We start from the raw sequence: 25,430 nt of genomic DNA on the forward strand, positions 1-25,430 counted from the left end.
GGGCCGCGCCGATGCCGGAAGTCTGGGAGGATCCCAGCCGTATTCCAAGGGCGTCCCCAGTCGTTTCGGGTACTTTTGAAGGCTCACGACTACCGAGCGCGCCCGAAAGCTATGCGCTCGACGAAGACGGGAATGTGCATGGCCAAGAATCACGCTGCAGACGTCGAGCGCTCGACTTTCGTGCGCCACGGGAAGCTGCGCCGCTCCAACGGATGGGCGAACGCTCTGCGCATCTTCCTCACGGCCGCGCTCGTGGTCGGGCTCAGCGGCGTCGCCACCGTGGCCTACGCCGTGTGGGGGCTGGTGCAAGACGTGCGCACCGTCGACCTGGGCAATGAGGGCGACATGGTGGGCGTCGGCAATCAGTCGATCGACGGCGCGCTGACGGTGCTGCTCGTCGGGTCGGATACCCGTGAGGGTCAGGCCTACCAGGACGGCGAGGAGGGCGAGCTCAATGACGTCAACCTCATGCTGCACGTCTCGGCCGACCACAAGAACGCCACGGTCGTCAGCTTCCCGCGCGACATGATGCTGCCGTTCCCCAGCTGCCCCGGCCCGAACGGCGAAGAGGGCTACTACCCGGCGATGAGCGAGCAGCAGCTCAACAGCGCGATGATGTACGGCGGGCTGCCCTGCGTGGCGCGCACCATCTCCGAGCTCACCGGCATGGACATCCCGAATGCCAGCCTCATCACCTTCGACGGCGTGATCGGCGTCTCGAACGCGATCGGCGGCGTCGACGTGTGCCTGGCGCAGCCGATCGTCGATCCGAACACCGACCTTGACCTCCCCGCCGGCGAGGTGACGCTGCAGGGCTGGGATGCGCTGCAGTTCCTGCGCACCCGCCACGGTGTCGGCGACGGCGGCGACACGAGCCGTATCAGCAACCAGCAGGTGTTCATGTCGGCCCTGGTGCGCAAGCTGCGCAGCGCCGAGACCCTGTCCGACCCTGTCAAGGTCTACGGCCTGGCGAAGGCCGGCGTCGACAACATGACCCTGTCGAGCAGCATGGCGAGTGTGCAGTTCATGCAGCAGGTCGCGGGCACGGTGAAGGACATCGACCTCGACCGCATCAACTTCGTCCAGTACCCCACTCTCCCGCACCCGTACGAAGAGGGCCGGCTCACGCCCGATCGCGAGAGCGGCGATGCGCTGTTCGAGATCATCAAGAGCGGCCAGCCGTTCGAGGTCGGGAGCACGGGGGCCGGCGCGGTTTCCCCCGACGATCCCGCGGCGACCGACCCCGAGAATCCCGCTGAGACTCCGACCGAGACCGACCCTGCGACGGGGCTTCCGATCGACCCGGCGACCGGCCTGCCGATCGATCCCACCACCGGTTGGCCGATCGACCCCGAGACGGGATGGCCCATCGATCCCGCGACCGGCTTGGCGACCGATCCCGCCACGATCACTCCCGCTCCTCCCGCCGACGACGGCACGGTCAAGCTCCCCGACAACATCACGGGGCAGTCGGCCAGCAAGGAAACCTGCTCGAGTGGCCGCACGGCCCTATAGCGGTCTCGGAATCGAGGCGGGTTTCCGCGACACGCGCGATGACTCGGAGACCCCGCCTCGATTTTTCATTTGCTCGAAAGTAGTGATATTCTCTAACGGTTGTCATCGCGAGATGGCTTCGCCCCGATAGCTCAGTGGTAGAGCACTTCCATGGTAAGGAAGGGGTCGCCAGTTCAATCCTGGCTCGGGGCTCTGACCCTCTGGCCCGCCTCGTGCGGGCCAGTTTGGCTGAGTAGCTCAGCTGGTTAGAGCGCACGACTCATAATCGTGAGGTCGCGGGATCGAGCCCCGCCTCAGCTACAGAGGGTCGCTGGGAATCCCCCGTCGCGGAAGCGGCGGGGGATTCTTGGTTTCGGGGCTCGGGTGTGGTGCGCCCGTGTCAGTTCCGTTCTGCCCAGATCCATGGGATCCCGAGCCCGGCTCCGGCCGGCGTCTGCGGCCGGGGAACGAGGTTCGCTGCACTTTTCCGGCGATTCGCCGGAAAACGGTCGCCTGGTGCCGAATGCTGCCGGTCTCCCGCGTATTGCCGGAGTTCTGACGGGCCGGGTGAGGCGACGCCGCGAACCTGCTCTCTGGCGAAACAGACCCCGCTGTCGGCTCCGATCCTGCACGCAGCCGCACGGGAGGCGCAACACGCCGCCTCGCCGGGAGTGAAGTGGCGTGTTGCGACCTCCAACGTCTAGGCGGCGGGCGCGAGGGGAGGCCGGTATGTCCAGGGCTCGCGAGACTGCTCGACGAGTACTCGGACGCGGAGACCGAGTCGGCGATTTCTCGACGGATCATCTGCGAGATTGAACGCCCTGCGTGAGACCATCCGTGCGCGAGAGGTCAAAAAGCGATCCGCTTCTCGGGGATTCGAACCCTTTTTGACCTCTCGTTGGGAGGGAGGCGGGGTGGGAGGGAAGCATGGCGCAGGAAAGCTGGGTGGAAGGAGGCAGGGATGCCGCCGTGTAGCGTGCGGTGCCGGGCGAGCCGCGCTCGCAGTTCGGCGTTGCGGGCGACGACGAGGCCGAGAAGCACATCGGAGTGCCCAGCGATGAACTTCGTCGCCGAGTGCACGACCACGGGAAGTCCGCATATACGGAAGCGGGGCCCCGACCCGAAGGTCGGAGCCCCGCTCCTGGGTTGCTTCACGAGCTAGCTCGTGCTGCGCCCCTCGTTACTGCTCGTGAGCTTACGCCTCGGAGCGCTTCTGGCGGCGAGCCATCAGCACAACTACCGCGCAGCCCAGGAGGAGCATGCCGGCGGCCGTCAGGCCGAAGGGGAGCATCGAGACGTTGCTGCCCGTGTTGGCCAGGTCGTCGCCGTTGCTGCCGCCGTTGGCGCCGTCAGCGCCGGCGCCGCTGTTGTCGCCACCGGTGGTGCCGTTGCCGCCGTTGTCAGCGCTGCCCTCGTTGTCGGCGTTGCCACCGGTGCTATCGGCGTTGCCGCCGGTGCCCTGGTTGTCGGCATCGCCTTCGTTGTCGGCGTTGGCGCCATTGTTGTCAGCGTTGCCCTCGTTGCCGGTACCGGCCTCCTCCTCGACGGTGAAGCTCACGGTAGCGGGCTCGGAGTCGAGACCGTTGACGGTCTGGATCGCCGACAGCTCGTAGCTGCCCGCGGCCAGTGCGCCGCCGAACTCGACGCCCCAGGCGCCGTCCTCGTCGACCTCAGCCGTGAAGGCCACGCCGTCGACGTTCACGGTGACGGTCGCACCGGGGGTGCCGGTGCCGGCGACGCCGCTGGGGCCCTCGCCTGCTGCGAAGGTCTGGCCGTCGGTGATCGAGGTGATCACCGGAGCCTCGGGAGCCTTCGGGGCGTCCTTGACGGTGAAGGAGGCGCTGGTCGGCTTCGAGGTGACGCCCTGAGCGGTCTGCGTGGCGCGAACGGTGTACTCGCCAGCGTTCAGGTTCGCCTCGACGGTCCAGGTGCCGTCCTCGGCCACGGTGGCCGAACCCTGGACGGCGCCGGTGAGGTCGACGGTCGCGCCGGCGAGGCCGGTGCCCGAGATCGCGGTCACGGGGCCGGTGACGGTCGAGCCGTCGGCGGGATCGGTGATGGCCGGAGCCTCCACGACGATCTCCTTGGGAGCTGCCTCACCCGTGAGGGTGTAGTTGCCGAGGCTGCCGTAGTTGCTGAAGCCGCCGGCCTTGGTGCCGGTCGAGGTCGAGCTGTCGCCGAAGCCGACGCCCTCGACCTTCAGGTAGTAGGTACCCGCCTTGACGTCATCAGCGGTGACCGAAGCGCCGAGGCCCGTCGCGGCTGCCTCGGAGGTGCGCTCGGGCGCGCCCGCGTCCTCGGCGACCACGGTGCCCTCAGCGTTGGTGAGGGTGAGCTTCGCGTTCAGGTTCGCGGAGATGTCGGCGACCTCCACGGTCGCGGTGACCTTGCCGCCCTCGGTGGTGAGAGCGAACTGGTCGACGTCGCCGGTGTTGCCGATGACGCCCTTGGCGCTGAAGGTGCCCTCGGAGTTGTCGAGCGCGGTAGCGTTGGCCGCCTCATCAGCGTGGTCGTCGCCCGCGAAGTCGGCGCGGTCGGTGAAGGTCCAGTGGCTGGTGAGGATCTCGCCGGAGCCGTCGCACTCGTTCTGTGCGTTCGGCACCTGGTACTTGTCGCCCGGCTTCGGGTTGCTCGGGTCGGAGCCCTCGAAGGGGCAGACCGGACCGTCGTAGATGGTGCCGTCGGGCAGGGTGAGGTACAGGAAGTACTCAGCCGCGGCCGAGCGATCGGTGATGATGCTCAGGTCGTCCTCGTCGTTGGTGGCGCCGGCGTAGTCGCCGTTGGACCACTGGGTGACCGGAACCTCGTAGCCGGCGCCCATGATCGGGCCCCACAGGCCCTCGACGGGAGCGTAGTACTCCTCCGAGCCCTGGCCGTCGTGCTCGAGGCCGAAGTTGTGACCGGACTCGTGCGAGGCGATCTCGGCGACGCTCTTCGCGGTCGCGTCTGCGCCGCCCGCGCCCTCGGTGAAGACGAGTGCGCCGCGGAGGAAGTCGGATCCGGCGCCGCCGCCCCAGGCGATGCCGCCGGTGCCCTCGGCCTCGTCGAGCACGTCGGTGTAGGAGTCGGTGACGATGACGTGCGAGCCGTAGGCGTTATCGTCAGCGGAAGTCTTGAAGAGCGCGTCCTCACCGGGGTTCGTGGTGGTGACGTTCACGTTGAACGGTGCGTAGTCCTCGGCGACGGACGCCCAGACGCGAGCCTGGAATGCGGCATCGGCCTTCGCGGCCGGTGCGAAGGTGAGGGTCTCCTCGCCCTGCAGTTCGTTCCAGTTGGTGCCCTCGAGGGTCTCGCCGTCGAAGTCGAGGTAGACCGTGACCGGAGCGCCGGGGCGCGAGCCGTCGGTGGGGTTGCCCGGAACCTTGGCCTCTGCCGGTGCGTCGAACTCGTTGCCGCTGGGCGCCGTGACGTCATCGATGTGGGCGACGAAGCCCTTATCGGAGACGACGATCTCCCGTGCGGACTCGAGCTGCTGAACGTCTGCCGAAGAGACACCCATCTGTGCAGCCGCGAGCTCGTACTTGTCGCCGGCGGCAAGCGAGGTGACCTCGTCCTGCGCCGCCTGCGACTCGGTGGTTTCTGTCGGTGCGGGAGCCTCTACCGCAAGCGCGGGGCTTGCGAAGAACAGGCTGCCGAAACCGATCGTTGCTGCTGCGCCGAGCGCGAGCGGACGACGTTTCGTCACTAGATAATCTCCCAGGTATTGGTTGTTACTACCGGCCCCGGAAAAACGATGCGGACGCTCGCGCGTTCTCAGTTGCGGTCGCCCAAAGTCCCCCCGGAACCTCGACAAACGTAACCTGGATGCCCGCTGAATGCAAGGCTGTTATCTCATTCTGGTAACTATTTCCCCTCCGATCAGGGGTATAGCAAGAAGCCGTTCTTCGACACTTTTGCGCTGTGGTCGCGCAGCAGCAGCTCTTTCAGCTCCTCGACGGTCTTGCCGTTGCGCTCCGCGACGACCTCTATATCGTCTCCGAGCGCATCGATCGCCTCCTGGCCGCCCATGGCCTTCGGCAGGACCTGCCCCGACTTCGATTTCAGGCCGCCCTCGACGTTGCTGCTCGCGGCGTTCGCGCCGCTGTCGCTGCCGTTCGCGCCGCTGTCGGACGAGCCGGATGCGGCGGAGGCATCGGAGCCGTTCGAGCCGTCGGAGCCGCTCGAAGCGTCCGAGGCGCCGGAGGCGTCCGGATCCGCGGCCTGCTCGGTCTCCGCGCCCGCGCCGACGGGCTCGCTCGTGTTTCCGTTCCTATTCATCTGCATCACTCCAAAGACGACTGCGATCGCGATCAGGACGGCGAGGGCTACCAGGGCGATCAGCAGACCCCCACGGCGTCCTGGTGTGCTCGTGTTCTCAATCATTGTTGCCCCCTCCGCACAGCGTCCGGTGCTGCCAAGGTAGTGAAGCGAGATGAGAATTCGCGGCAAGCCGAGCGGCGATCCGCTGATTCGCCCCGACCGAAGAGTCTCAGCCGAAGACCCGGTCCGGGTGCAAGAGCCGCCAGAGCAGGTCGGGCTCCTCGAACGACTCGCCGACGAGTACCGGCACCTCGAACCCGCCCTCCGGGGACTCGACGCGTACCGCGCCCGCAGTGCGCCCCGCCTCTCCGGCCCGTATCGGTGAGAGCTCGGCGATCCTGCTCGCCTTCTCGCCGGGCAGCAGCACGACGCTCTTCTCGGCCGATGCGACGAGCGGCACCCGCCGGCCGTCGACGGTGACCGCGCTTCCGATGCGTTCCCCCTCGGCGACGACCTCGAGGTCCTGCGGCGCCGCGTCGAGCGCGGTGAGCGCCGCGATCGACGATGTGATGCGTCCCTGCGGGGTCTCCCGCCCCAGCACGACCGTCAGCTTCACCACGGGCCGTTCGCCGGCGAGCGCCCCCTGCGCGGCGGCCAGGTTGTAGCCGGCGACGTCCGTTCGGCCGGTCTTGGCTCCTCGCACGTCGGGGATCCTGCTGAACAGCGGGTTCGTGCTCTCGACGACGCCGATGCCCCACGGGAGTTCGGCCCGAGGGGTGGCGATGAGCTCGGCGAGGACCGGCTGCTGCAGCGCGAGCCGTGCGATGCGCAGCACGTCGGCGGGCGATGCGACGTTCGCCTCGTCCATTCCCGAGGGCTCGGCCAGCACGAGCGACGTGATGCCGTGCCGCTGCTTCCAGTCGTCGACCGCCGCCACGAAGGCGTCGTTGTCGCCGAACACGGAGTATGCGTATGCCGAGGCGAAGTCGTTCGCGGAGGGGAGGATCGCGAGCGTCAGCATCTGCTTGACGGTGACCTCGGTGCCCACGGGGATCGGGAAGGCCACGCCGTCCACGGCGAGGTAGTCGTCCTGACGCTGGCGGTCGGCCTCCGTCCACACGTGCACGGGTCCGTCGCCCTCGATGGGCTGCCGTTCGAGCCCGACGAGCGCGGTCACCAGCTTCGTGATGCTCGCGATGGGCATCGCCTCCTCGGTGTTCGCCCACACCTGCTCGCCGTCGAGCCAGCCGACAGCGGTCGCGTCGTCGCCGGATCCGCTGCCCTCCGAGCCGACCCCGATCGCCCCGGCCCGGACGGCGGCCAGAGCGGGAGCCTCATCGGCCGCCACGGTGTGTTCGGCCCCGCCCTCGTACTCGATGGTCGGTGCGGGCAGCGGTGCGAGCGCGCAGGCCGCCGTGTAGCCGCCCGCCGAGAGCAGTACGGCGCCGGCGATCGTCGCGGCGATGATCCGCGCGCGCCGGGAGCCGCGGGAGCGGTGGGGACCGCGAGGAGATCCGTCGGGCTCGAGGCTGGGATCGGGATCGGTGCTGGTCACCCTTTCAGCGTAGAGGTCGCGCCGGTCGGCACGAGCCGCGAAGCGGTCGCAGCCCGAAATGCACAGCGAGACCGCGCCGCGATGTGCTGACGGGTCGAGTGCGCCCCGCCTCGATCCGGCAGAATGGCCGTGACGGATCGCGGCGCTGCGCCTCGAACCGGCACCGACCACCGCACTCGAGGAGGCTTCCTGTGACCGCAGCCCGCACCGCTCTCATCGCCGGATACGCGCGAACGCCGTTCACCCGCTTCACCGGGCAGCTCGCCGCCCAGCCTGCCACCGTGCTGGGAGCTCACGCCGCTCGCGCCGCTCTGGCGCGAGCGGGGGTCGAGCCGGATCAGGTCGACATCGTGGTCGCGGGGCAGGTGCTGCAGGCCGGCGCGGGTCAGAACCCGGCTCGGCAGACGGCCGCAGGGGCGGGGATCCCGCTCGACGTGCCCGCGATCACGCTGAACGCGGTCTGCCTGTCGGGCACCGAGGCGGTGTCGCAGGCGGCGCGCCTGATCGCGGCCGGTGAGGCGGAGATCGCGGTCGCGGTCGGCCAGGAGTCGATGTCGCTGGCTCCGCACGTGATCCCGCTGCGCGCGGGCACGAAGTACGGGACCGCCCAGTTGATCGACACGGTCGACCACGACGGGCTGACCGACGCGTTCGACCAGGTCGCGATGGGGGCTCTCACCGAGCAGGGCAACGCCCCGCTCGGTCTGACCCGCGAGCAGCAAGACGCCTTCGCCGCGGAGTCGCACCGGCGCGCGGCCGAGTCGGCCGAGTTCTTCGCCGGAGAGATCGAGCCGTTCGTCGTGCGCGCGCGGCGGGGCGAGAGCGTCGTCGCGGCCGACGACGGCATCCGCGCCGATACCACGGCAGAAACGCTCGCGGGTCTGCGACCCGCCTTCGCGGGCGAGGGCACCATCACCGCCGGCAACGCCTCGCAGATCACGGACGGCGCCGCGGCGCTCGTGCTCGTGAGCGAAGCCGCGGCGGATCGGCTGGGCCTCTCCCCGCTGGCGCGCGTCGAGGCGACCGCCTTCGTCGCGGGCCCCGACACCCACCTGCACTCGCAGCCGTCGCGAGCGATCGCGGCAGCACTCGAGAAGCTCGACGGGATCACGCCCGGCGACCTCGCGGCGGTCGAGATCAACGAGGCGTTCGCCGCGGTCGGCGTGCGGTCGACCGACGAGCTCGGCCTGGATCCGGCGATCGTGAACCGTCACGGCGGAGCGATCGCGCTGGGGCATCCGATCGGGGCCTCGGGGGCGAGGATCGTCGGCACGCTCGCCAGGCAGCTCGCCGAACTGGGCAGCGGATCGCTGGGCGCCGTCGGGATCTGCGGCGGGGGCGGGCAGGGATCCGCCGTGGTGCTCCGGGCCGTGTAGGGCCGGCGGCGATCTCGGGCCCGGGAGGGGACGCCATGGGTGATGGTGTGCTGGATCGGGTGCTCGCCGTGCTCGGCTGCTTCAGCGAGGAGGAGCCGGAGCTCGGGGCAGCCGACCTCGCCGCGCGCACGGGCCTCGCGCCCTCGACGCTGCACCGGCTGCTCGCCGTGCTGCTCGAGCGCGGCCTCCTCGTGCGCATGCCCGCCCACCGCTACGCCGTGGGAGCGCGGTTGCTGGAGCTGGGCGAGCTCTCGCCCCTTGCGCTGCGCCTGCGGGAGCGGGCGATCCCGCATCTCATGAGGCTCTACGAGGTGACGGGCGAGAACGTGCACCTCGGAGTGCTCGACGGCGAGCCGGAGGATGCGCGGGTGCTGTACGTGGGGCGGGTGACCGGTCGCCGCTCGATCCCGACGGTGAGCCGTTCGGGCGGGCGCGGGCCCCTGCATGCGACGGGGGTGGGCAAGGCGCTGCTGGCGACTCGCGACGAGACCTGGCTGGCGCGCTTCTTCGCGACGCCGCTGCAGCGGGAGACGACGCGCACGATCGTCGACGAGACCCGATTGCGCGAGGATCTGGGCGAGACGCGCGCACGGGGCTACGCCCGCACACGCGAGGAGATGACCCTCGGCAACATCTCGGTGGCGGCCGCGCTTCCGCCGGTGCCGGGGTTGCCGCCGATCGCGCTCGGCGTCGTGGTGCACATCGACCGCGCCGATGAGCGGCTGCTCGCGCGCATGGTGCAGCAGGCCGCTCGAGACGTCTTCGCGGAGGTACGCGACTAGGCCGTCATCCCGCGGCACTCTCACTCAGTGGGAGTCCCGTCGGGGAATGTCGGCGGTGCCTGTCACTCTGGGGTGACCCCGTTCCTCGAAGGAGAGCACGATGACAGAAGCGCAGAGCGCATCCGCGGCCCCCGAGTCGCTGCTGGCGGCTCCGGATCAGGCGTCGCAGGCCGAGATCGACCGTGAGACCGCCGAACTGCACGCCGAGTACGATCGCCGGGAGGCGGCCGGCGAGCGGTTTCCCCGGACCATCCTCGACTTCCCGCCATATCGGTCGAGTGTGCTCCGGGCGCCGACCAAGGATCCGAAGCACACCGACCCCGAGACGATCGAGCTGTGGTCTCCCGCGTTCGGCCAGCGCGACGTGAAGGCGATCGAGGCTGATCTCACACTCAACGGCGGGCCGGGGGAGCCCCAGGGCGAGCGCATCACGGTCGAGGGGCGCCTGCTCGACTCGTGGGGACGCCCCGTGCGCGACCAGCTGATCGAGGTGTGGCAGGCGAATGCGGGCGGCCGCTATATCCACAAGCGGGATCAGCACCCGGCGCCCATCGACCCCAACTTCACCGGTGCAGGCCGCATGATCACGGGTCCGAACGGCGAGTACAAGTTCACCACCATCAAGCCGGGCCCTTACCCTTGGCGCAACCACGTGAACGCCTGGCGCCCGGCGCACATCCACTTCTCGGTGTTCGGCAGCTCGTTTACGCAGCGCATCGTCACGCAGATGTACTTCCCGGGCGATCCGCTCTTCGCGCTCGACCCCATCTACAACACCATCCGCAACCAGAAAGACCGCGACCGACTCGTCGGCGTCTACGATCACGACCTCACGGTGCCCGAGTTCTCGATGGGCTACCGCTTCGACATCGTGGTCGACGGCCCCGACCAGACCTGGTTCGAGAACTCCACCTGGTTCGACGAGGAGGACGAGCACTGATGAACACCGCGACAGCGGGCGGATCCGCGCCCACGGCACCGAGCTCCGGGGTTCCGGCGAGAACCCACGCACCTACCCCGGGTCAGACGGTGGGCCCCTTCTTCGCCTTCGGCACCGACTTCGAGAAGAAGCACGAGATCGCCTTCCCGCACTCTCCCGGTGCGATCGTGCTGAGCGGGCGTGTGCTCGACGGGGCAGGCAACGCCATTCCCGACTCGATCGTCGAGATCTGGCAGGCCGATTCCGACGGCAGCGTGCCGAGGGCCAGGGGCACGCTCTCGCGCGACGGCCACACCTTCACCGGTTTCGGCCGAGCGTTCACCGACGATGACGGCCACTTCGAGTTCTGGACTCGCGAGCCGGGGTCGGTGAACGGTGAGGCCCCCTTCTTCGCAGTGATCGTTTACGCCCGCGGCCTGCCCGACAAGCTGCACACGCGCCTGTACCTGCCGGGCGACGAGCGGGCGCTCGCGCAGGATCCGCTGCTCTCCTCGCTCGGCGAGGAGGACCGCGCTACGCTCATTCTCGAGCGGACGCCCGAGGGATGGCTGCAGAAGGACATCCGGCTGCAGGGCGAGAAGGAGACGGTCTTCCTTGCATTCTGACGCGCACGACGGCGACACCGCGGTCGATGCCGGGCTGCTCTCGCCGATCACCGTTGGCCACGATCGGCTCGTGTCGGACGCCGCGTTCGCCGCGTGCCTCGTCACGGCCGAGGCCGCGCTCGCGCGCGCGTGGGCCGAGGTCGGGATCGCTCCGGTCGCGGCCGCCGATGCGATCGCGGAGGCGCTGCTGCCCGCGGAAGCCGCCCGTCCGGAGGAGCCCGACGAGGGCGCGGAGGGGTTGAGTACGGTCGTCGAGCTCGCCGCGCTGACCCGGGAGGCCGTCGCCGGCGGCAACCCGGTGATCCCGCTGGTGGGGATGCTGCGCGGTCTCGTGCCCGAGCATGCTCGGGCCTGGGTGCATCGCGGGGCGACGAGTCAGGACATCATGGACACGGCGCTCATGCTGATGTCCGTGGACGCCGGCGTGCAGGTGCTGACGGACCTCGCCGAGATCGTCGATGCACTCGCGGTCTTCGCCCGGGAGCACCGCGACGAGACCGCGGCGGCCCGCACCCTGACCCAGCACGCCGTTCCCACCACCGTGGGCCTGCGCGCGGCGAACTGGGCCCGGGCTGTGGAACGTGCGACGATGCGGCTCGACGACATCCTCGTCGAGCTGCCGGCTCAGCTCGGGGGAGCAGGCGGAACGCTCGCGTCGTTCGCGCAGCTCGGCGGGGAACGCGCGGCCCGCGCGCTGCCCGGTGTCTTCGCCGAGCTGCTGGGGCTCGCGGTGCCCGACGCCCCCTGGCATACGCAGCGCTGGCCGGTCACGGAGCTCGGCGACGCGCTCGTGCAGACCATCGACGCGCTCGGCAAACTCGCCACGGACGTCGCGACACTCAGCCGCACCGAGATCGGAGAGTTCGCAGAGGGAACCGGGGGCGGATCCTCGGCCATGCCCCAGAAGCGCAACCCGACCGGCTCGGTGCTGATCCGCTCCGCCGCGATCCGCGCCCCCCAGCTCGGGGCGACCCTGCACGCCGCAGCCGCGCTCGCCGCCGACGAGCGGCCGGACGGAGCCTGGCACGCCGAATGGCAGACACTGCGGGAGCTGCTGCGCCTCGCGCTCGGCGCCGCGGCCCACGCGGGGACCCTCGTGCGGGGGCTGCGGGTCGACCGAGAGGCCGTGCGGCGCAACCTCGGAATCACCCGCGGCCTGATCGTCGCCGAACGACTGAACCTCGAACTGGGCCCCATCATCGGATCCGACCGCGTGAAGCGGATCGTCGCCGAGGCGGGTTCGGGCGGGGATCTCGAGGCACTGATCCGCGCCGAACCGGGCCTCGGCGAGATCGACGCCGCGGCACTGCTCGACCCCGCCGACTACACCGGTCTCGCTGCGCAGTTCGTCGACGAGCTCGCAGACGACGACCCCGAACCCACTGCCGAGGAGACCCCATGACGCAGCCCCCGATCCGGCTCACCGAACCCGTCGGCCCCGACGGAGCGCCCCTCGTGGTGCTCGGGCACTCGCTCGGCACCGGCACTCTCATCTGGGAGGAGGTCGTGCCCGTGCTCGCGGCGGAGTACCGCGTCACGCTGCTCACGCTGCCCGGCCACGAGGGCAGCCCGGTAGCCGAGCAGCCGTTCACGCTCGCCGAGCTGGCCGACGCCGTCGCCGCAGCGGCGGGCGAACTCGGCGGCGGCCGTTTCTTCTACGCCGGCGTCTCGATCGGCGGCGCGCTCGGCCTCGAGCTCGCGCTGCGCCACCCCGAGCAGGTGCGCGGGGCGGCCATCATCGCGTCCGGCGCCGAACTCGGCTCGGCCGAGCACTGGCGCGCCCGAGCCGCCCTGGTGCGCGAGCAGTCGCCCGCCTCGCTCGTCTCCGCCTCTTCGAAGACGTGGTTCGCCGAGGAGGCGTTCACGCAGCAGCCCGTGATGGTCGGTCGGATCCTGAGGGTGCTGCAGGAGACGCCGGCCGAGGGCTACGCCCGCTGCGCGGAGGCGCTCGCGAGCCACGACCTGCGCGACCGGCTGGATCGCATCGAGGTGCCTTTGCTCGCCCTCTGGGGCGAGGTCGACACGGTCGGCACCGAGGAGCGGCAGGACGAGATCGTGGCTCGGGCTCAGCGCGCGCGCAAGCAGATGATCCCGGGGGCGGCCCACCAGCCGCCGGCCGAGAAACCGGAGGCCACGGCGGCGGCGCTGCTCGAGTTCTTCGGGGGTCTTCGATGAGCCGCTCGCTCGGCCCCGATGCGTCGGACGAGACGCGCTATACGGAGGGCATGACGGTTCGCCGGGAGGTGCTGGGCGATGCCCACGTCGACCGCGCGATCGAGCGGACCACCGAGTTCACCGCCGACTTCCAGGACTACATCACCCGCACCGCCTGGGGCGACGTCTGGTCGAGGCCTGGGCTCGGGCGACGCGAGCGTTCGGTGGCCGTGCTGACGGCGATGATGGCGCTCGGGCACCACGAGGAGTTCGAGATGCACGTGCGCGCCGCCCGCACCAACGGACTCACGGTCGACGAGATCAAAGAGGTGATCCTGCAGGCCGGGGTCTACTGCGGGGTGCCGGTCGCGAACACCGCGATGAGGCTCGCGCAGAGGGTGCTCGAGGAGATGGGCGAGCTGTAGGGAGCCGCGAAGGAGCGGGCCCCGGCGGGAGCGGCCCCGGTGAGTCCATGAGCGGCGTAGCAGCGCCAGAAGAGCCCTGGGGTGCCTTGCGTGACCGCGAGGTCGCCGACTCCTATCGGAAGGCCTGGTCCCTGAGCTCGGCCGTCGCGGCGGCGAAGGCCTCCAGCCAGGCGTCGAGGGCGGGTTCGAGATCGTGAGAGACGGTGCCGAGCCCGCTGAGCAGTTCTGACCTGAGCGGGGCCGGTGAAGCGGGGCTGAACTGCTCGATGAGGAAAGATATCGCTGTATCGATGAGGTCGGCGAGCGCGGGATGCTCGGTGCGAGCTCTCGAGAGCGTATCTGCGACCTCGTCGGGCTGGGAGCTCAGTATGAGCAGGCCGACATCCACCGAGTCTTTGGGGCGGAGCCGGTGAGGGCGACGTTCGAAGTCGGCGAGGCGATCCTTCAGCTTGTGCGTCTTGGCAGTCAACAGTGCCGCGTGGCCGGCTACGTGGACCGAGGCGCGAATCGGATCCGGGTCGGTGGGTAACGTGTCGAGGATCATCTCACTGCGATCGAAGAGCGCGAGTTCGATGCCGGAGGCTCTCGTCGCCGCATTGCGCTGACCCGTGATGCTCGCTGACCTGCGTCCTCTGCCGGCGAAGATCTCGGGAACCAGGAGGTCGATGGTGGTGCGGGTCAGCTGCGGAATGTGCGCTTCGCCCGCATACCCGTAGATGCCGGGTCGGTCGGGATGCGCTCGTTCGAGGCCGGCGCTCTGCATGAGATCGATGATCCTCGGGTCGGGGCGGACGAACGCGGGATCGACCGCCAGGTCTGCATCGGCCGTCGACTCGAATATGTAGCCTTCGAACAGCCCCTCGGCGCGGGCGTACACCGCGTGCGAGCCGATGACTGTGAGCGACTCGTGGAAGGGCTGCAACTCGGTGACGGTCTCGATGAGTAGGCGCCTCGAGCGGGCGGTGGGGTCGAGGTGCGGTATCGGCGAGCTGAGTGACGAGGCGCGGTTGAACGAGCCGGGATGAGGGTTGGAGGCGGTCTCATTCATGCTGCTTCCTTCAGCCCAGAACCAGCGCGCATCTCGAGAAGCGCGAGCGCGACATCCGCCTGGCGGCCGGGGCTCGCGATGGCGTCCATGATCGCCCATTCCTCGGGCACGTAGCGCACGCCGTTCACGACTTCTGTCAGCTCCAGGATGTCGCCGGTCATCGGCAGAACGATGGTTCCTCGATTGCCGCCTCCGGGGGCGGTCCAGGGAAGCTCTCGGGTCGGATCGAGGTAGAGGATCGGACGGAAGGAGGGCTCTTGAGAGCAGGCTTCCAGCCCGGAGATCGCGCAGGGACTGCCCGTCGACACGCTCCACTCCCAGACCTCGGCGAGGGTCGCGTCGACCGTGCGCGCGCCCGGCCGCTGCAGCACGGGCGCCGTCTGCGCCGCGATGCGCAGCCGGTCGAAGACCTGCTTCTCGGGGATATCCCCCCGTTGGAGAGCCCTAGCCGCCTCCAGCATGAGGCGGTCGTCGGGCTCGTCGCGCAGCTCGGTCGACAGAGTGAAGCCGATGGAGCTGAGGATCGAGGACATCGTGTCGAAGGAGGGGGAGACCCGACCCTTCTCGATGCGCGAGATGGTGGATCTGGGAACTCCGGCGAGGCGCGCGAGTTCGGCGACGCTCAACCGCCGGAGCATGCGCGCGCGCTTGAGGAGTTCGGCCGCAGTGTCCACGCGTCTATTCTCGGCAATCGGGTGCATATTTGCAACGAGTAGCGAATATGCAACGCAGAATCGCGTTTGGAGGGTGACCCCTGCGGACGCCGGCACGGGCGACAGTCTCGGTGAGCCGGGCCCCGCTGACAGATCTACCCGTTCACGATGCGAGCCTCGATGAGCACCGGCCCCTCGGCTTGGAGTGCCTCGCGGTAGGCCCGCTCGAAGTCCTCGCGGGAGTCGGCGAGGCACGCCGGCACCCCGTAGCCCTCCGCGATCTTCACGAAGTCGATGCCGCCGAGATCGAGGCCGGGCACGTCGGGCACCCCCATGCGCTGAGCGAAGCCCGCGAGCGCGCCGTACCCCGAGTTGTTCACGATCACGAAGATCGTGCGGGTGCCGCGCTGCGCCGCAGTGTAGAGCGCGGTGATGCCGTAGTTGGCGGATCCGTCGCCGACCGTCGCGACCACGGTCGCGCCCGGCTGCCCCAGGGCGAAGCCCACGGCGGCCGGGAGGCCGAATCCGAGCCCGCCCGACGCCGGGAAGTGATACCGATTCGGCTGCGAGATGTCGATGCGCTCCAGGTAGTCGAGGTCGAGGGTGGTGGTCTCGTTCACGTAGACGACGTCGTCGCGCACGTTCGCGTTGAGCACCTCGAGGATCTCGGTGCCGGTCATCCCCTGCTCGGAGGTGCGGGCGGGCGGCAGAGTGCGAGCGGGGCGGCGCGTGCCGCGATCCCGCACCCGATCGGCCAGCACCCGAACGGCCGATCCGGCGTCGCCGATGACCGCGCGTCCGAAGGGAGCGCGCGCCGCTTCCGAGGGATCCTGCGTGATCTGCCACAGCTCCGTGCCCTCGGGGAGGTAGCTGCCGGGCTCCCAGCGGTGGTAGCGGAAGACGGGAGCGCCGGCGACGAGCACGGCATCGTGCCCGGAGAGCCGCTCGTGCACCGAGCGGATGCCGGGCACCAGCACGCCGGCGAAGTTCGGGTGCGCGGTCGGGAACACGCCCCGGGTCGGGGAGGGGGCGACATAGACGGACGCGTCGGTGTGCTCCGCCAGCCGGATCAGCGCCGACCAGACCCGCGGATCCGCCGCAGCCGCGGCGTCGATCTGAGGGCCGACCACCAGCGCGGGCCGCTCTGCGGCGTCGAGCACCGAGGCGAGCTGGTCGGCGAGCGCATCGGGCAGCTCGCCGACCTGCTGCACGGAGCGCTCCAGCAGGAGGGCATCGTCGGGGTGCGCCGGCTGCGCCCAGTCGTCGAGCGGCACCGAGACGTAGACCGGCCCGCGGGGCTCGGACGCCGCCTCGAAGATGGCCTGCGAGAGTGCGCGGGGCACGTCGGAGGCTGCGAGGGGCTCGTGGGAGAACTTGGTGAGTGGGCGGGTGAGCGCTCCGGCGTCGATGTTGGCGAGCATCGACTCCTGCCCCACGGTCTCGCGCACCTGCTGGCCGGCCAGGATCACGAGCGGCACGTTGCCGTAGCGGGCGTTCGTGAGCGCGCCCATGGCGTTGCCGCTGCCCGACGCGGCATGGAGATTGACGAGCACCGGCTCGCCCGTGGCGCGCGAATACCCCTCCGCCATGCCCACGACCACCTGCTCATGCAGGCCGAGTACGAAGTCGAAGTCGTCGCCCAGCCCGGCGAGGAAGGGAAGCTCGTTCGAACCGGGGTTGCCGAAGACCACGGTCAGGCCGCGGGCGCGCAGGAGCTGTGCGGTGGATTGGAGGACATCGAACTGCTTCATGGTGGTACCGCCTTCGGGGTGACGGGTCCGCGGCCGAAGAAGCCTCGAACGCCTCTTTCAGTCAAGCATCTTTGTCGTGCTCTTCACAGCTCCCGCTCTGTGGAGTAGGGTCGCGGCACATCGAACACCGCCCGCACAGGCGCGAGCGTCGCGCCGCGAATCACGATGGGAATCCATGATGGCAACGTCAGCACAGCAGCCCGCCTGGCATGAGCGCCTCTACTCCGATGGTTGGCGCGCAGGGTCGGGAGGTGTGGCCGAGATACGGGCTCCCGGCTCGGGCGCAGCGCTGGGGTCGATCGCTCTGGCGACTCCAGCAGACCTCGACGCGGCAGTCGCCTCCGCGACCGCCGCGCAGCGCGAGTGGGCGCGGAGGCCCTACTCGGAGCGGGCGACCGTCATGCTGCGGGCCGCGCAGCTGCTCGGGGAACACCCGGAGCGCCTGACCGATCTGCTGGTGCCCGAGAGCGGATCCGGGAAGGGCAAGGCGGGGTTCGAGACAGGCCTGGTCGTGAGCGAGCTGCAGGAGGCCGCTGCGCTCGCCTCCCATCCCTACGGCGAGATGCTGCGCAGCGTGAAGAACCGCACCTCTCTGGCGCGCCGAGTGCCGCTGGGCGTGGTCGGCGTGATCTCTCCCTTCAACTTCCCCGCGATCCTCGCCATGCGCTCGGTCGCGCCGGCACTGGCGCTCGGCAACGCCGTGATCCTGAAGCCCGATCCCCGCACCGCGCTGTCGGGCGGACTCGTGCTCGCAGAGCTGTTCGAGGAGGCGGGACTGCCCTCCGGGGTGCTGCACGTGCTGCCGGGAGGCGGCGACCTCGGCGCCGCACTGGTTGAGCACCCTGCGGTGCCGTGCATCTCGTTCACCGGTTCGACCGCGGCCGGGCGCAGGATCGGCGAGGCCGCTGCCCCGCTGCTGAAGCGGGTGCACCTCGAACTCGGCGGCAACAACGCGATGCTCGTCCTGCCCGACGCAGACGTGGAGGCCGCGGCCTCTGTGGGCGCCTGGGGATCGTTCCTGCACCAGGGCCAGATCTGCATGACGACAGGCAGGCACCTCGTGCACCGGTCGATGGCTGACGAGTACATCGCGGCGCTGGCAGAGAAGGCGCGCGGCATCCCCGTCGGCGACCCTCGCGACGGCCTGCCGCTCGGTCCGATCATCGACGAGGGGCAGCGCGACCGCGTGCACTCCTGGGTGAGCAGCGCGGTCGAGCACGGTGCGTCGGTCGTCACGGGTGGCGAGTACGACGGGCTCTACTACCGCCCGACGGTGCTCGACGGGGTCGCCCCCGACAATCCGGCGTGGACGGAGGAGATCTTCGGGCCGGTGGCGCCCGTGCAGGTGTACGACGACGTCGATGAGGCCGTCGACATCATCAACGCCTCGGACTACGGGCTCTCGGTCTCGATCATCACCTCCGACGCCTACGGCGCCTACCTGCTGGCCGACCGCATCGAGTCGGGAGCCGTGCACATCAACGACGCGACGGTCGACGACGAGGCGGTGGTCCCGTTCGGCGGTATCAAGGCCTCGGGGGTGGGCGGCCGCTTCGGCGGTCCCCAGGCGAATCTCGATACCTTCACGAACACGCAGTGGGTCACTATGCAGCACGAGCCGGAGCGATACCCGTTCTGAGGCGCTTCGGAGGGGATCGCTGCTCCCAGGGGCGTGCGCTCCGCACTCCGACTGCTGCTAGGTTTGCGCCCGAGGGAAGGGGGCGCGGTGGAGGCGAAGGATCGAGCGGGGCGCGAGGATCCTGTCGGGGGTGCGGCAGGCGAGGATCGCGGCCAGGATAGAACCGGCGGCAACCGCGCCGCAGCCATCGCGGGATCCGCGGTGCGCAGTCTCGTCGCTCTGCCCCCGAGTCCGGCACCCCGCTTCTGGATCGCGGTGCGCGCTGCGCTCTCGATCGGCCTGCCCTTCGGGCTGCTCACCCTGCTCGGTCACGAGGACATCGGTCTGCAGACCGCGGCCGGAGCGTTCGTAGCCCTGTTCTTCGCGGGCGCCGGCGCGGCCGAGCGTGCGAAGGCGCTGCCCCTCGTGGGCGCCGGACTGCTCGCCTGCGCCGGGCTCGGCGCAGCGTTCTCGCCCTGGCCGTGGCTGCTGGCCGTGGGACTCGTGGGTGTGGCGGTGGGAGCGAGTGCGCTCTCGTTCGCCTTCCGGGTGGGCCCGCCCGGCCCGGTCTTCTTCGTGCTGAGCTACGGGCTCTCTGCGAACGTGACCGGCGTGGTCGACGGCGAGAGGATCACCGACCCCTGGGTGTTCCTCGCCGCCGTGACGGCCGGTTCCCTCTGCTCATACCTGCTCGCGCTCACACCGCTGCTGCGCCGAGCGGAGCGGGCGCGGCCGGCGCGACGGCTCCGCGAGCTGCTGCCCGGCCCGTGGGTCGGTGTCGGTGAGCGCGAGCTGATCCTGCGCATTGCGATCGTGGCCGTGGCAGGGGCGCTGGTGAGCGCGCTGCTGCTCGACCCGCACCGGGCGTACTGGACCGTCTCAGCCGGGGTGGCCGTAGTGGGCCTCACACCGTCGCGCGGCGTCGCGCTCACGCGCGGCCTGCACCGTACCGTCGGAACCCTGCTGGGAGCAGTGCTCGCGGTCGCTCTCTCGCCGCTCAGCACGATCCCCCTGGCGCTTGTGGTGCTGCTGGTGCTGCTGCAGTTCGCTATCGAGTTCGTCGTGGTGCGCAACTACGCGCTCGCGCTGATCTTCATCACCCCGCTCGTGCTGCTCATCACCGCCGCTGCGACCGGAGCCGTGGATGTCGTGGGAGCCGCCTGGGAGCGCGTGCTCGATACCGCGGTGGGGTCGGCGCTCGCGATCCTCACAGGGATACTGCACCGCCCCGCGTCAGCGCAGCCCGATCGCTCTGCAGCGTCGCCGACCGTGTCGCAGTAAGACCTCAGCCGCGACGCGGGCCGTCGAGCACGAAGCGCTCGCGGCCGACGAGAAAGCCCAGCACGAGCTGCACGACCATGATCCCGATCACGAGGGCGAGGGGTAGGCCCCATCCGCCGCTGACCTCGTGAGCGAGACCGAACGCCGCCGGGCCGGCTGCGGCGATGAGATAGCCGACCGCTTGCGCCATGCCGGACAGCGCGGTCGCCGCGATCTGATTCCGGGCCCGCACCGCCATGAACAGCAGGGACACGCTGAGCGAGGCGCCGGATCCGAGCCCGCCGATGACGATCCACGGCAGCTCGGATCCCGGGATCAGCACGACGCACGCGAAGGAGCCGCTGATCGCGAGGGGCAGGAACATGGCGAGCCAGCGTTTCATGGGTCCGCGATAGAGGAACGGCAGCAGCAGGGATCCGCCGATCGACACGAACTGGTAGAGCATCACGTCGATGCCGGCGGCGACGGCCGATCGCCCGCCGGAGATCTCGATGGGGGCGAGCCAGGTGGCGATCATGTAGAAGGTCATCGACTGCAGGCCCATGTAGAGGGCGACGGTCCAGGCTACGGGATCCCGCCAGATGCGGCGCGCGGCCCCATGCCCCGGGGGAGGCGGGGTGGGGATAGGCGCGGTCGATGTCGTCGCCGCCGCCGAGTCGGCGCGGCGCACGCGGGAGGCGAGGATCCAGACCGCGAGCGCGGGCGGGATCAGCGCTCCCGTGCAGAGGAGCGCGATCCGCCACCCCTCCCCGCCGTCCCCGGGGAACGCCTGCGCGATGGGCACCACCACACCCGCGGAGACCGCGCCCAGCCCGCCGAGCAGCGCGGTGTAGACGCCCATGACGAGCGGGATCCGCGATCCGAAATCCCGTCGGATCACCGCGGGCAGCAGCACGTTGCCCACCGCGAGGGCCGCACCGATGAGCGCGGTGCCGAGCCAGAGGTTCGACGGGGTGCCAGGCAGGGAGCGCCAGACCGTGCCGATCCCGAGCGCGACGAGCGACCAGCCCACCGCGCGTTCGACCCCCAGCCGCAGGCTGAGGGTGTGCGCCAGGGGCGAGACGAGGCCCCAGGCGATGAGCGGCACCGATGCGAGGCCGCCGAGCGCGGCGGGGGTGACTCCCTCGTGGGCGGCGATCTCCTCGAGCAACGGCCCCACCCCGGTGATCGTCATGCGCATGTTCACGGCGACGAGGCAGACCGCGATGAACATCAGTGTCCAGGGGCGGCGCGACTGGGGAAGGGCGGTCGGCATGCTCACTATCCGAACCTTATCGCAGACCGCTCCGCCCGGTGGCCGAAGCTCGTGGCGTCTACGCCGATTCGACCGGCACGTAGTCCACGTCGTAACCGAAGTAGCGGGGTCCCACCAGGGCGAGGCCCTGCTCGGTGCGCCAGCGGGGGTCGCAGGGGAGGCCGATCACGGTGACCCGGAACCCGTAGCGGAGCGCCTCGGTGGTGATGGGCTCACCGGTGTCGGCGTCGAGCACGCAGATGAGATCGGGCACCGTCGCGATGAGGCGGCCGTCACGGACGGCCACCAGGTTCTCGTTCTGGAACTCCAGCTGCAAGCGCGAGCCCTCGTCGTCGCCGAAGCCCTCGATCGTCGAGCTGCCCCGCACGAAACCGCCCGAAGTGCTGCGCTGCGTGTCGGTCACCTTGCCGCGCAGCAGCACGCGCCCGCTGAAGCGCTCCGTCACGGTTACCGCGGGGTCCCCGTGCGCGGCGCGGGTCTCGCGGATGAGGCGGCCGATGTCGCGTGCCAGGGTGACGGTGCGCGGCACCTGCGCCGTCTTGGTCTGGGTGCCGGAGTGCGGGTAGAGCGCGATCGGCGCCCCGCAGCCCATCTCGACCGTCGACACCCGCGCAAGGCGTTCGGCCCACACGTTGTCCGCGGCCTCGAGCAGCACGACGTTGCCCTTGTCGTCGGCGAGCGCCATCGGGGAGGCCGAGATGCCCTCGAGCGAGAACGACACCATCTGCAGTTCGGGGAAGGCCCGTCCCATGCCGTCGGCGTCGATGAGGGGCAGGCCCGTTTGCGCCGCGACCTGGATGGGCGTCATCGAGTTCAGGCCGCCGGCCTCGAAGAACGCGATGTGGGTCACGGGGCGCCCGATCCGACGCGAGATCGCCTCGACCGCCCGCGGCAGTTCATCGCCCGCCGGCGGCCGCTCCACGATCACCGTGGGAGCGCCCATGATCGCGACGGGCAGTACGAGGGCGTCGTCGGGAACATCGGTCGGATCGACGAGTGGCACGGGACCGTGCTGCTCGATGGCGTGCTTCGCGAGCAGGGAGCCCAGGAACGGATCCCCGCCTCCGCCCGCGCCGAGGATGGCCGCCCCGCGCGCGATGTCGTCGATGTCTTCGAGGCGGATCGCGCTCAACCGCTCGTTCCCCTGCGTCGTCTGCGCCCCGCTCATCGGACTCCTCCCAGCGCCAGTTCTCCCACGGCCTTCACGCGCACGCGCGTGACTCCGCCGGGCAGATAGGAGATCGGGATCTCATCGATGTCCACGACCTCGACCGTTCGCGGGTCGGCGCCCGCGGCGACCGCCTGCTCGATCGCCTCGGCCTTCGCCTCCTCGAGGGCGCGCTCCCGCGACTCGCGCTCAAGCACGAACATGCGATCGACCTCGCCGCCGACCTGTGCGATGGCCGCGCCGATCGCGTTCGCGACCGAGGCGTGCTCGCCCGGGCGCACGATCGTGTTGAAGCCCGGGAGGTCGCCGGGTAGGAGTACGCTGCCGCCGCCGACGAGCACCACCGGAGTGTCGGCGGCCGAGGTGCGCATCGTGTCAGCGAGGGCGCCGATCCGTTCGGCGATCGACCTCATCGCCGTTCGCACCAGAGCGGGATCGAGATGGCGCACCGCCGAGCGGTCTCCGATGTCGGCCGCACCGGCGGCGACCGCGACGTCGGTGGCTGTGAGAGTCCCACCCCCGAACACGAGCGCCGCCGAGGGGAGGCGGTAACCGACGCTCTCCGGCCCCACCTGTGCGCTCGTTCCATCGAGCGTCACGAGGCTGCCGCCGCCGATTCCGACAGAGACCACGTCGGGCATGCGGAAGTTGGTGCGCACTCCCGCAATGTCCACCGCGGTCGTCGCCTGTCTGGGGAACCCCGCCACGACGGCTCCCACATCGGCGGTGGTGCCTCCGATGTCGACGACGACGCAGTCGTCCAGCCCCGAGAGCAGCGCAGCGCCTCGCATGGAGTTGGTCGGCCCCGCCGCGAAGGTGGCCACGGGATAGCGGCGAACGTATTCCCGGTCCATCAGGGTGCCGTCGTTCTGCGAGAGATACAGCGGTGCGTCGATGCCGAGAAAGCGCAGCGCCTCGCCGATCGCGTCGACCGTGCGGTCGGCGACAGGCAGCAGTGCGGCGTTGATGATGGTGGCGTTCTCGCGTTCGACGAGGCCGATGCGCCCGATCTCGTGCGACAGCGAGACCCGCAGGTCGGGTAGTTCCGCGCGCAGAATCTCGGCCGCCCGCTGCTCGAGATCGGCATTCACCGGCGAGAAGATCGACGTGATGGCCGCGGACTCGACGCCGTCGCGCCCGAGCTGCTCGGCGACCCGCTTCAGCTCATCGGGATCCAGCGGTGAGATCTCGCGGCCGTCGTACTCATAGCCGCCGTGACACAGGAAGCGATGCCCGCCCAGTGCCGAGGAGAGTCTCTGCGGCCAGCCAGTCATCGGCGGCACGCCGGCGCTCGCGGGCAGACCGAGCCGCACGGCTGCGGTTCGGGCGAGACCGCGACCCTGCACGACCGCGTTCGTGAAGTGCGTCGTGCCGACGGAGACGGCCTCGATCCGTTCTGGCGCCTCGGAGAGTACCGAGCGCAGCGCAGCCGTGATCCCCTCCGTCACGTCTCCGGTGGTCGGCTGCTTGGCCGACGCGACGAGTCGGCGCCCGTCCATCAGCACCGAATCGGTATTGGTGCCGCCTACGTCGATTCCGATGTGCATGGTTCTAGTGTCCCACTTCGCTGATCGAGTCTTTCGGGCTGCGGCCGATGTCGTCTCTGCAAGCCGCGGCGAGGTGCCTGCGCCCCTGGGAGAGCGCCCCGCCGTCCGGCAAGGCCTACGCTTTGCGCGGTGCGCGCGGTTTGCCCGCGAGTCCCAGCTTGCCGAGCACGAGGTAGGCCGCGAACGCGATCACCAGGGAGTTGATGCTCGGCACGCCGAAAGTGACGAACTTGCCCACCAGGTACCCGATTACCCAGGCGATGAGGCCCGCCGGAACCCAGTTCACGACGGCGTCGGGCAGCGCCCCGCGCTCGCGCGACTCGTCGAGTTCGGGCCGCCAGGTCTTGAGCACGTAGTAGTCGGCCACGATGATCGCCGCGATCGGCGGGAAGAGGATCCCGAGCTCCGTGAGGAAGCCCTGGAACTGGTTGGCGAAGCCGAAAGCCGAGAGGATCGAGCCCAGTGCACCGAGCACCACCGCGACGGTCGCGCGGTTCACGCGGCGGCGGAAGAAGACCTCGACGGCGTTCGCGATACCCAGTGAGGACGGGTAGAGATTCCAGTCGTTCACCTTCAGAATCGAGGCGACGAGCACGATGACGCCCAGCAGGCCCGAGGACGACTGGATGATCGCGACCACCTGGCCGGCGCTGTCCTCGGTGGCGACCTTCACCGCGTGCGCGAGCAGCACGCCGATCACACCGACGACGTACTCCCCGAGGGTCACGCCGATCACGGTCTGCAGCACGACGTCACGGCGATTGCGGTTGAAGCGCGCCATATCGGGGGTGAAGATCGCACCGACGATGAAGCCGCCGGCGACGATCGTGGTACCCACGGCCAGAGAGATCGGCGCGCCGGGCGGCGGCGAGCTGACGAGCGCCGAAAGGGAGTGCTTCGACACCTCGACGGCGAAGGCCCACACGGTGACGATCAGGAACGCCGGTACGGTGATGTAGGCGACCCACTTCATGAAGTTGAAGCCTCGGGCGGTGATGATCGTGACGAGCGCGCCACCCACGAGGCACCAGGCCCAGAGCGGCACCTGGGGGACGATCGAGAACAGACCCTGCGCGAACACTTCGTTCTGTACCGCGAACCAGCCCGTGAGGCTCACCGCCATCGCGACGCCGACGAGGGCCGACCCCTTGGCTCCGAACCCGGTCCACCGCGCGAGCACCGAGGTCGAGAGCCCCTCGCGCATGCCGGCGATGCCCAGGAAGATGGTGACCACCTCGAGCAGCACTGAGCCGATGGTGATCGCGAGGATCGCGCTCCAGAAGTCCATGCCCATGCCGATCATCGCGGCCAGGAAGAAGTTGCCGAGGGCCGAGAGCTGTCCGAACCGCTGCACGGCGACCGTGACCCACGAGTAGCGGGCGGACCGGGGCACCCGCGTGAGCGAGTAGTCATCGTGGCCGAGGGCGGTCGTGGAGTCGCCGCTCCGCGCGTCCGCTGCGCCGGAGGAGTTCACCGGATCTGTGCTCATCGATTCTCCTGTTCGCCATCGCCGGCTCGTGCATCGCGCTGCGGTTCTGC

General features: G+C 70.0%; 21 protein-coding genes and 2 tRNA genes. 12 read left to right on the top strand and 11 right to left on the bottom strand.

Going from position 1 to position 25,430, the window contains the following annotated elements:
- Positions 1-138 precede the first annotated feature (138 nt).
- The 3 genes from KVY00_RS10430 to KVY00_RS10440 all read left to right on the top strand — a co-directional run bounded on the left by KVY00_RS10430 (position 139) and on the right by KVY00_RS10440 (position 1,815).
- Positions 139-1,515 carry an LCP family protein gene (locus KVY00_RS10430; protein WP_223042899.1) on the top strand — a complete coding sequence of 459 codons (1,377 nt, stop codon included), beginning with the start codon at positions 139-141 and terminating at the stop codon, positions 1,513-1,515.
- Positions 1,516-1,635: 120 nt separating this feature from the next.
- Positions 1,636-1,707 (top strand) — tRNA-Thr (locus KVY00_RS10435).
- Between the two features lie 34 nt (positions 1,708-1,741).
- Positions 1,742-1,815, top strand: a tRNA-Met gene (locus tag KVY00_RS10440).
- A 528-nt stretch (positions 1,816-2,343) separates the two neighbouring features.
- Here KVY00_RS10440 and KVY00_RS15670 read toward each other — a convergent pair.
- From KVY00_RS15670 to KVY00_RS10460, 4 genes are all read right to left on the bottom strand, one after another.
- Positions 2,344-2,649, bottom strand: coding sequence for a PLP-dependent transferase (locus tag KVY00_RS15670; protein ID WP_394358243.1), 306 nt, complete (start codon positions 2,647-2,649; stop codon positions 2,344-2,346).
- A gap of 40 nt (positions 2,650-2,689) precedes the next feature.
- On the bottom strand, positions 2,690-5,179 hold the full coding sequence (locus tag KVY00_RS10450) for a zinc-dependent metalloprotease family protein (RefSeq protein ID WP_223042900.1): 2,490 nt from the start codon (positions 5,177-5,179) through the stop codon (positions 2,690-2,692).
- Positions 5,180-5,352: 173 nt separating this feature from the next.
- Positions 5,353-5,856, bottom strand: a complete 504-nt coding sequence (locus KVY00_RS10455) for a hypothetical protein (RefSeq protein ID WP_223042901.1) — start codon at positions 5,854-5,856, stop codon at positions 5,353-5,355.
- Between the two features lie 106 nt (positions 5,857-5,962).
- Entirely contained in the window at positions 5,963-7,288 is a 1,326-nt protein-coding gene (locus KVY00_RS10460) for a D-alanyl-D-alanine carboxypeptidase family protein (protein WP_223042902.1), read from the bottom strand.
- A 191-nt stretch (positions 7,289-7,479) separates the two neighbouring features.
- Between KVY00_RS10460 and KVY00_RS10465 the strand changes: the two genes are divergently transcribed.
- From KVY00_RS10465 to pcaC, 7 genes are all read left to right on the top strand, one after another.
- Positions 7,480-8,664, top strand: a complete 1,185-nt coding sequence (locus KVY00_RS10465; RefSeq protein ID WP_223042903.1) for an acetyl-CoA C-acyltransferase — start codon at positions 7,480-7,482, stop codon at positions 8,662-8,664.
- Between the two features lie 35 nt (positions 8,665-8,699).
- Positions 8,700-9,446: an IclR family transcriptional regulator gene (locus KVY00_RS10470; RefSeq protein WP_223042904.1), complete on the top strand. Its 747-nt coding sequence runs from the start codon at positions 8,700-8,702 to the stop codon at positions 9,444-9,446.
- A 100-nt stretch (positions 9,447-9,546) separates the two neighbouring features.
- On the top strand, positions 9,547-10,386 hold the full coding sequence (gene pcaH / locus KVY00_RS10475) for a protocatechuate 3,4-dioxygenase subunit beta (protein WP_223042905.1): 840 nt from the start codon (positions 9,547-9,549) through the stop codon (positions 10,384-10,386).
- Positions 10,386-10,991, top strand: coding sequence for a protocatechuate 3,4-dioxygenase subunit alpha (gene pcaG, locus KVY00_RS10480; protein WP_223042906.1), 606 nt, complete (start codon positions 10,386-10,388; stop codon positions 10,989-10,991). The genes pcaH and pcaG overlap by 1 nt, the downstream gene beginning before the upstream one ends.
- The gene (locus tag KVY00_RS10485; RefSeq protein WP_255572597.1) at positions 10,981-12,393 is read left to right on the top strand and encodes a lyase family protein; all 1,413 of its coding nucleotides are present in this window, start codon (positions 10,981-10,983) and stop codon (positions 12,391-12,393) included. The genes pcaG and KVY00_RS10485 overlap by 11 nt, the downstream gene beginning before the upstream one ends.
- On the top strand, positions 12,390-13,166 hold the full coding sequence (locus tag KVY00_RS10490; protein WP_223042907.1) for an alpha/beta fold hydrolase: 777 nt from the start codon (positions 12,390-12,392) through the stop codon (positions 13,164-13,166). The genes KVY00_RS10485 and KVY00_RS10490 overlap by 4 nt, the downstream gene beginning before the upstream one ends.
- Positions 13,163-13,570 (top strand): 4-carboxymuconolactone decarboxylase, encoded by a 408-nt coding sequence (gene pcaC / locus KVY00_RS10495; RefSeq protein WP_223042908.1) that lies wholly within the window; start codon positions 13,163-13,165, stop codon positions 13,568-13,570. Before KVY00_RS10490 ends, pcaC begins: the two co-directional genes overlap by 4 nt.
- A 112-nt stretch (positions 13,571-13,682) precedes the next feature.
- On the opposite strand, the gene KVY00_RS10500 is transcribed toward pcaC, so the two are convergent.
- From KVY00_RS10500 to mdlC, 3 genes are all read right to left on the bottom strand, one after another.
- Positions 13,683-14,618, bottom strand: a complete 936-nt coding sequence (locus KVY00_RS10500) for a hypothetical protein (RefSeq protein ID WP_223042909.1) — start codon at positions 14,616-14,618, stop codon at positions 13,683-13,685.
- Positions 14,615-15,292 (bottom strand): helix-turn-helix domain-containing protein, encoded by a 678-nt coding sequence (locus KVY00_RS10505; RefSeq protein WP_223042910.1) that lies wholly within the window; start codon positions 15,290-15,292, stop codon positions 14,615-14,617. Before KVY00_RS10505 ends, KVY00_RS10500 begins: the two co-directional genes overlap by 4 nt.
- A 134-nt stretch (positions 15,293-15,426) precedes the next feature.
- The gene (mdlC, locus tag KVY00_RS10510; protein WP_223042911.1) at positions 15,427-17,022 is read right to left on the bottom strand and encodes a benzoylformate decarboxylase; all 1,596 of its coding nucleotides are present in this window, start codon (positions 17,020-17,022) and stop codon (positions 15,427-15,429) included.
- A gap of 178 nt (positions 17,023-17,200) precedes the next feature.
- On the opposite strand from mdlC, the gene KVY00_RS10515 reads away from it, so the two are divergent.
- Both KVY00_RS10515 and KVY00_RS10520 read left to right on the top strand, forming a co-directional pair.
- The gene (locus KVY00_RS10515) at positions 17,201-18,661 is read left to right on the top strand and encodes a benzaldehyde dehydrogenase (protein WP_223042912.1); all 1,461 of its coding nucleotides are present in this window, start codon (positions 17,201-17,203) and stop codon (positions 18,659-18,661) included.
- A gap of 87 nt (positions 18,662-18,748) precedes the next feature.
- Entirely contained in the window at positions 18,749-19,921 is a 1,173-nt protein-coding gene (locus tag KVY00_RS10520; RefSeq protein WP_255572598.1) for an FUSC family protein, read from the top strand.
- Positions 19,922-19,925: 4 nt separating this feature from the next.
- On the opposite strand, the gene KVY00_RS10525 is transcribed toward KVY00_RS10520, so the two are convergent.
- From KVY00_RS10525 to KVY00_RS10540, 4 genes are all read right to left on the bottom strand, one after another.
- Complete coding sequence (locus KVY00_RS10525) at positions 19,926-21,176, bottom strand: MFS transporter (RefSeq protein ID WP_223045281.1); 1,251 nt, start codon at positions 21,174-21,176, stop codon at positions 19,926-19,928.
- A 58-nt stretch (positions 21,177-21,234) separates the two neighbouring features.
- Complete coding sequence (locus KVY00_RS10530; RefSeq protein WP_223042913.1) at positions 21,235-22,344, bottom strand: DUF917 domain-containing protein; 1,110 nt, start codon at positions 22,342-22,344, stop codon at positions 21,235-21,237.
- Positions 22,341-23,891 carry a hydantoinase/oxoprolinase N-terminal domain-containing protein gene (locus KVY00_RS10535; protein WP_223042914.1) on the bottom strand — a complete coding sequence of 517 codons (1,551 nt, stop codon included), beginning with the start codon at positions 23,889-23,891 and terminating at the stop codon, positions 22,341-22,343. Before KVY00_RS10535 ends, KVY00_RS10530 begins: the two co-directional genes overlap by 4 nt.
- 115 nt (positions 23,892-24,006) lie before the next feature.
- Positions 24,007-25,380 carry a purine-cytosine permease family protein gene (locus tag KVY00_RS10540; RefSeq protein ID WP_223042915.1) on the bottom strand — a complete coding sequence of 458 codons (1,374 nt, stop codon included), beginning with the start codon at positions 25,378-25,380 and terminating at the stop codon, positions 24,007-24,009.
- Between the last annotated feature and the right edge of the window lie 50 nt (positions 25,381-25,430).

Source organism: Leucobacter tenebrionis (assembly GCF_019884725.1).
Lineage (GTDB): Bacteria > Actinomycetota > Actinomycetes > Actinomycetales > Microbacteriaceae > Leucobacter > Leucobacter tenebrionis.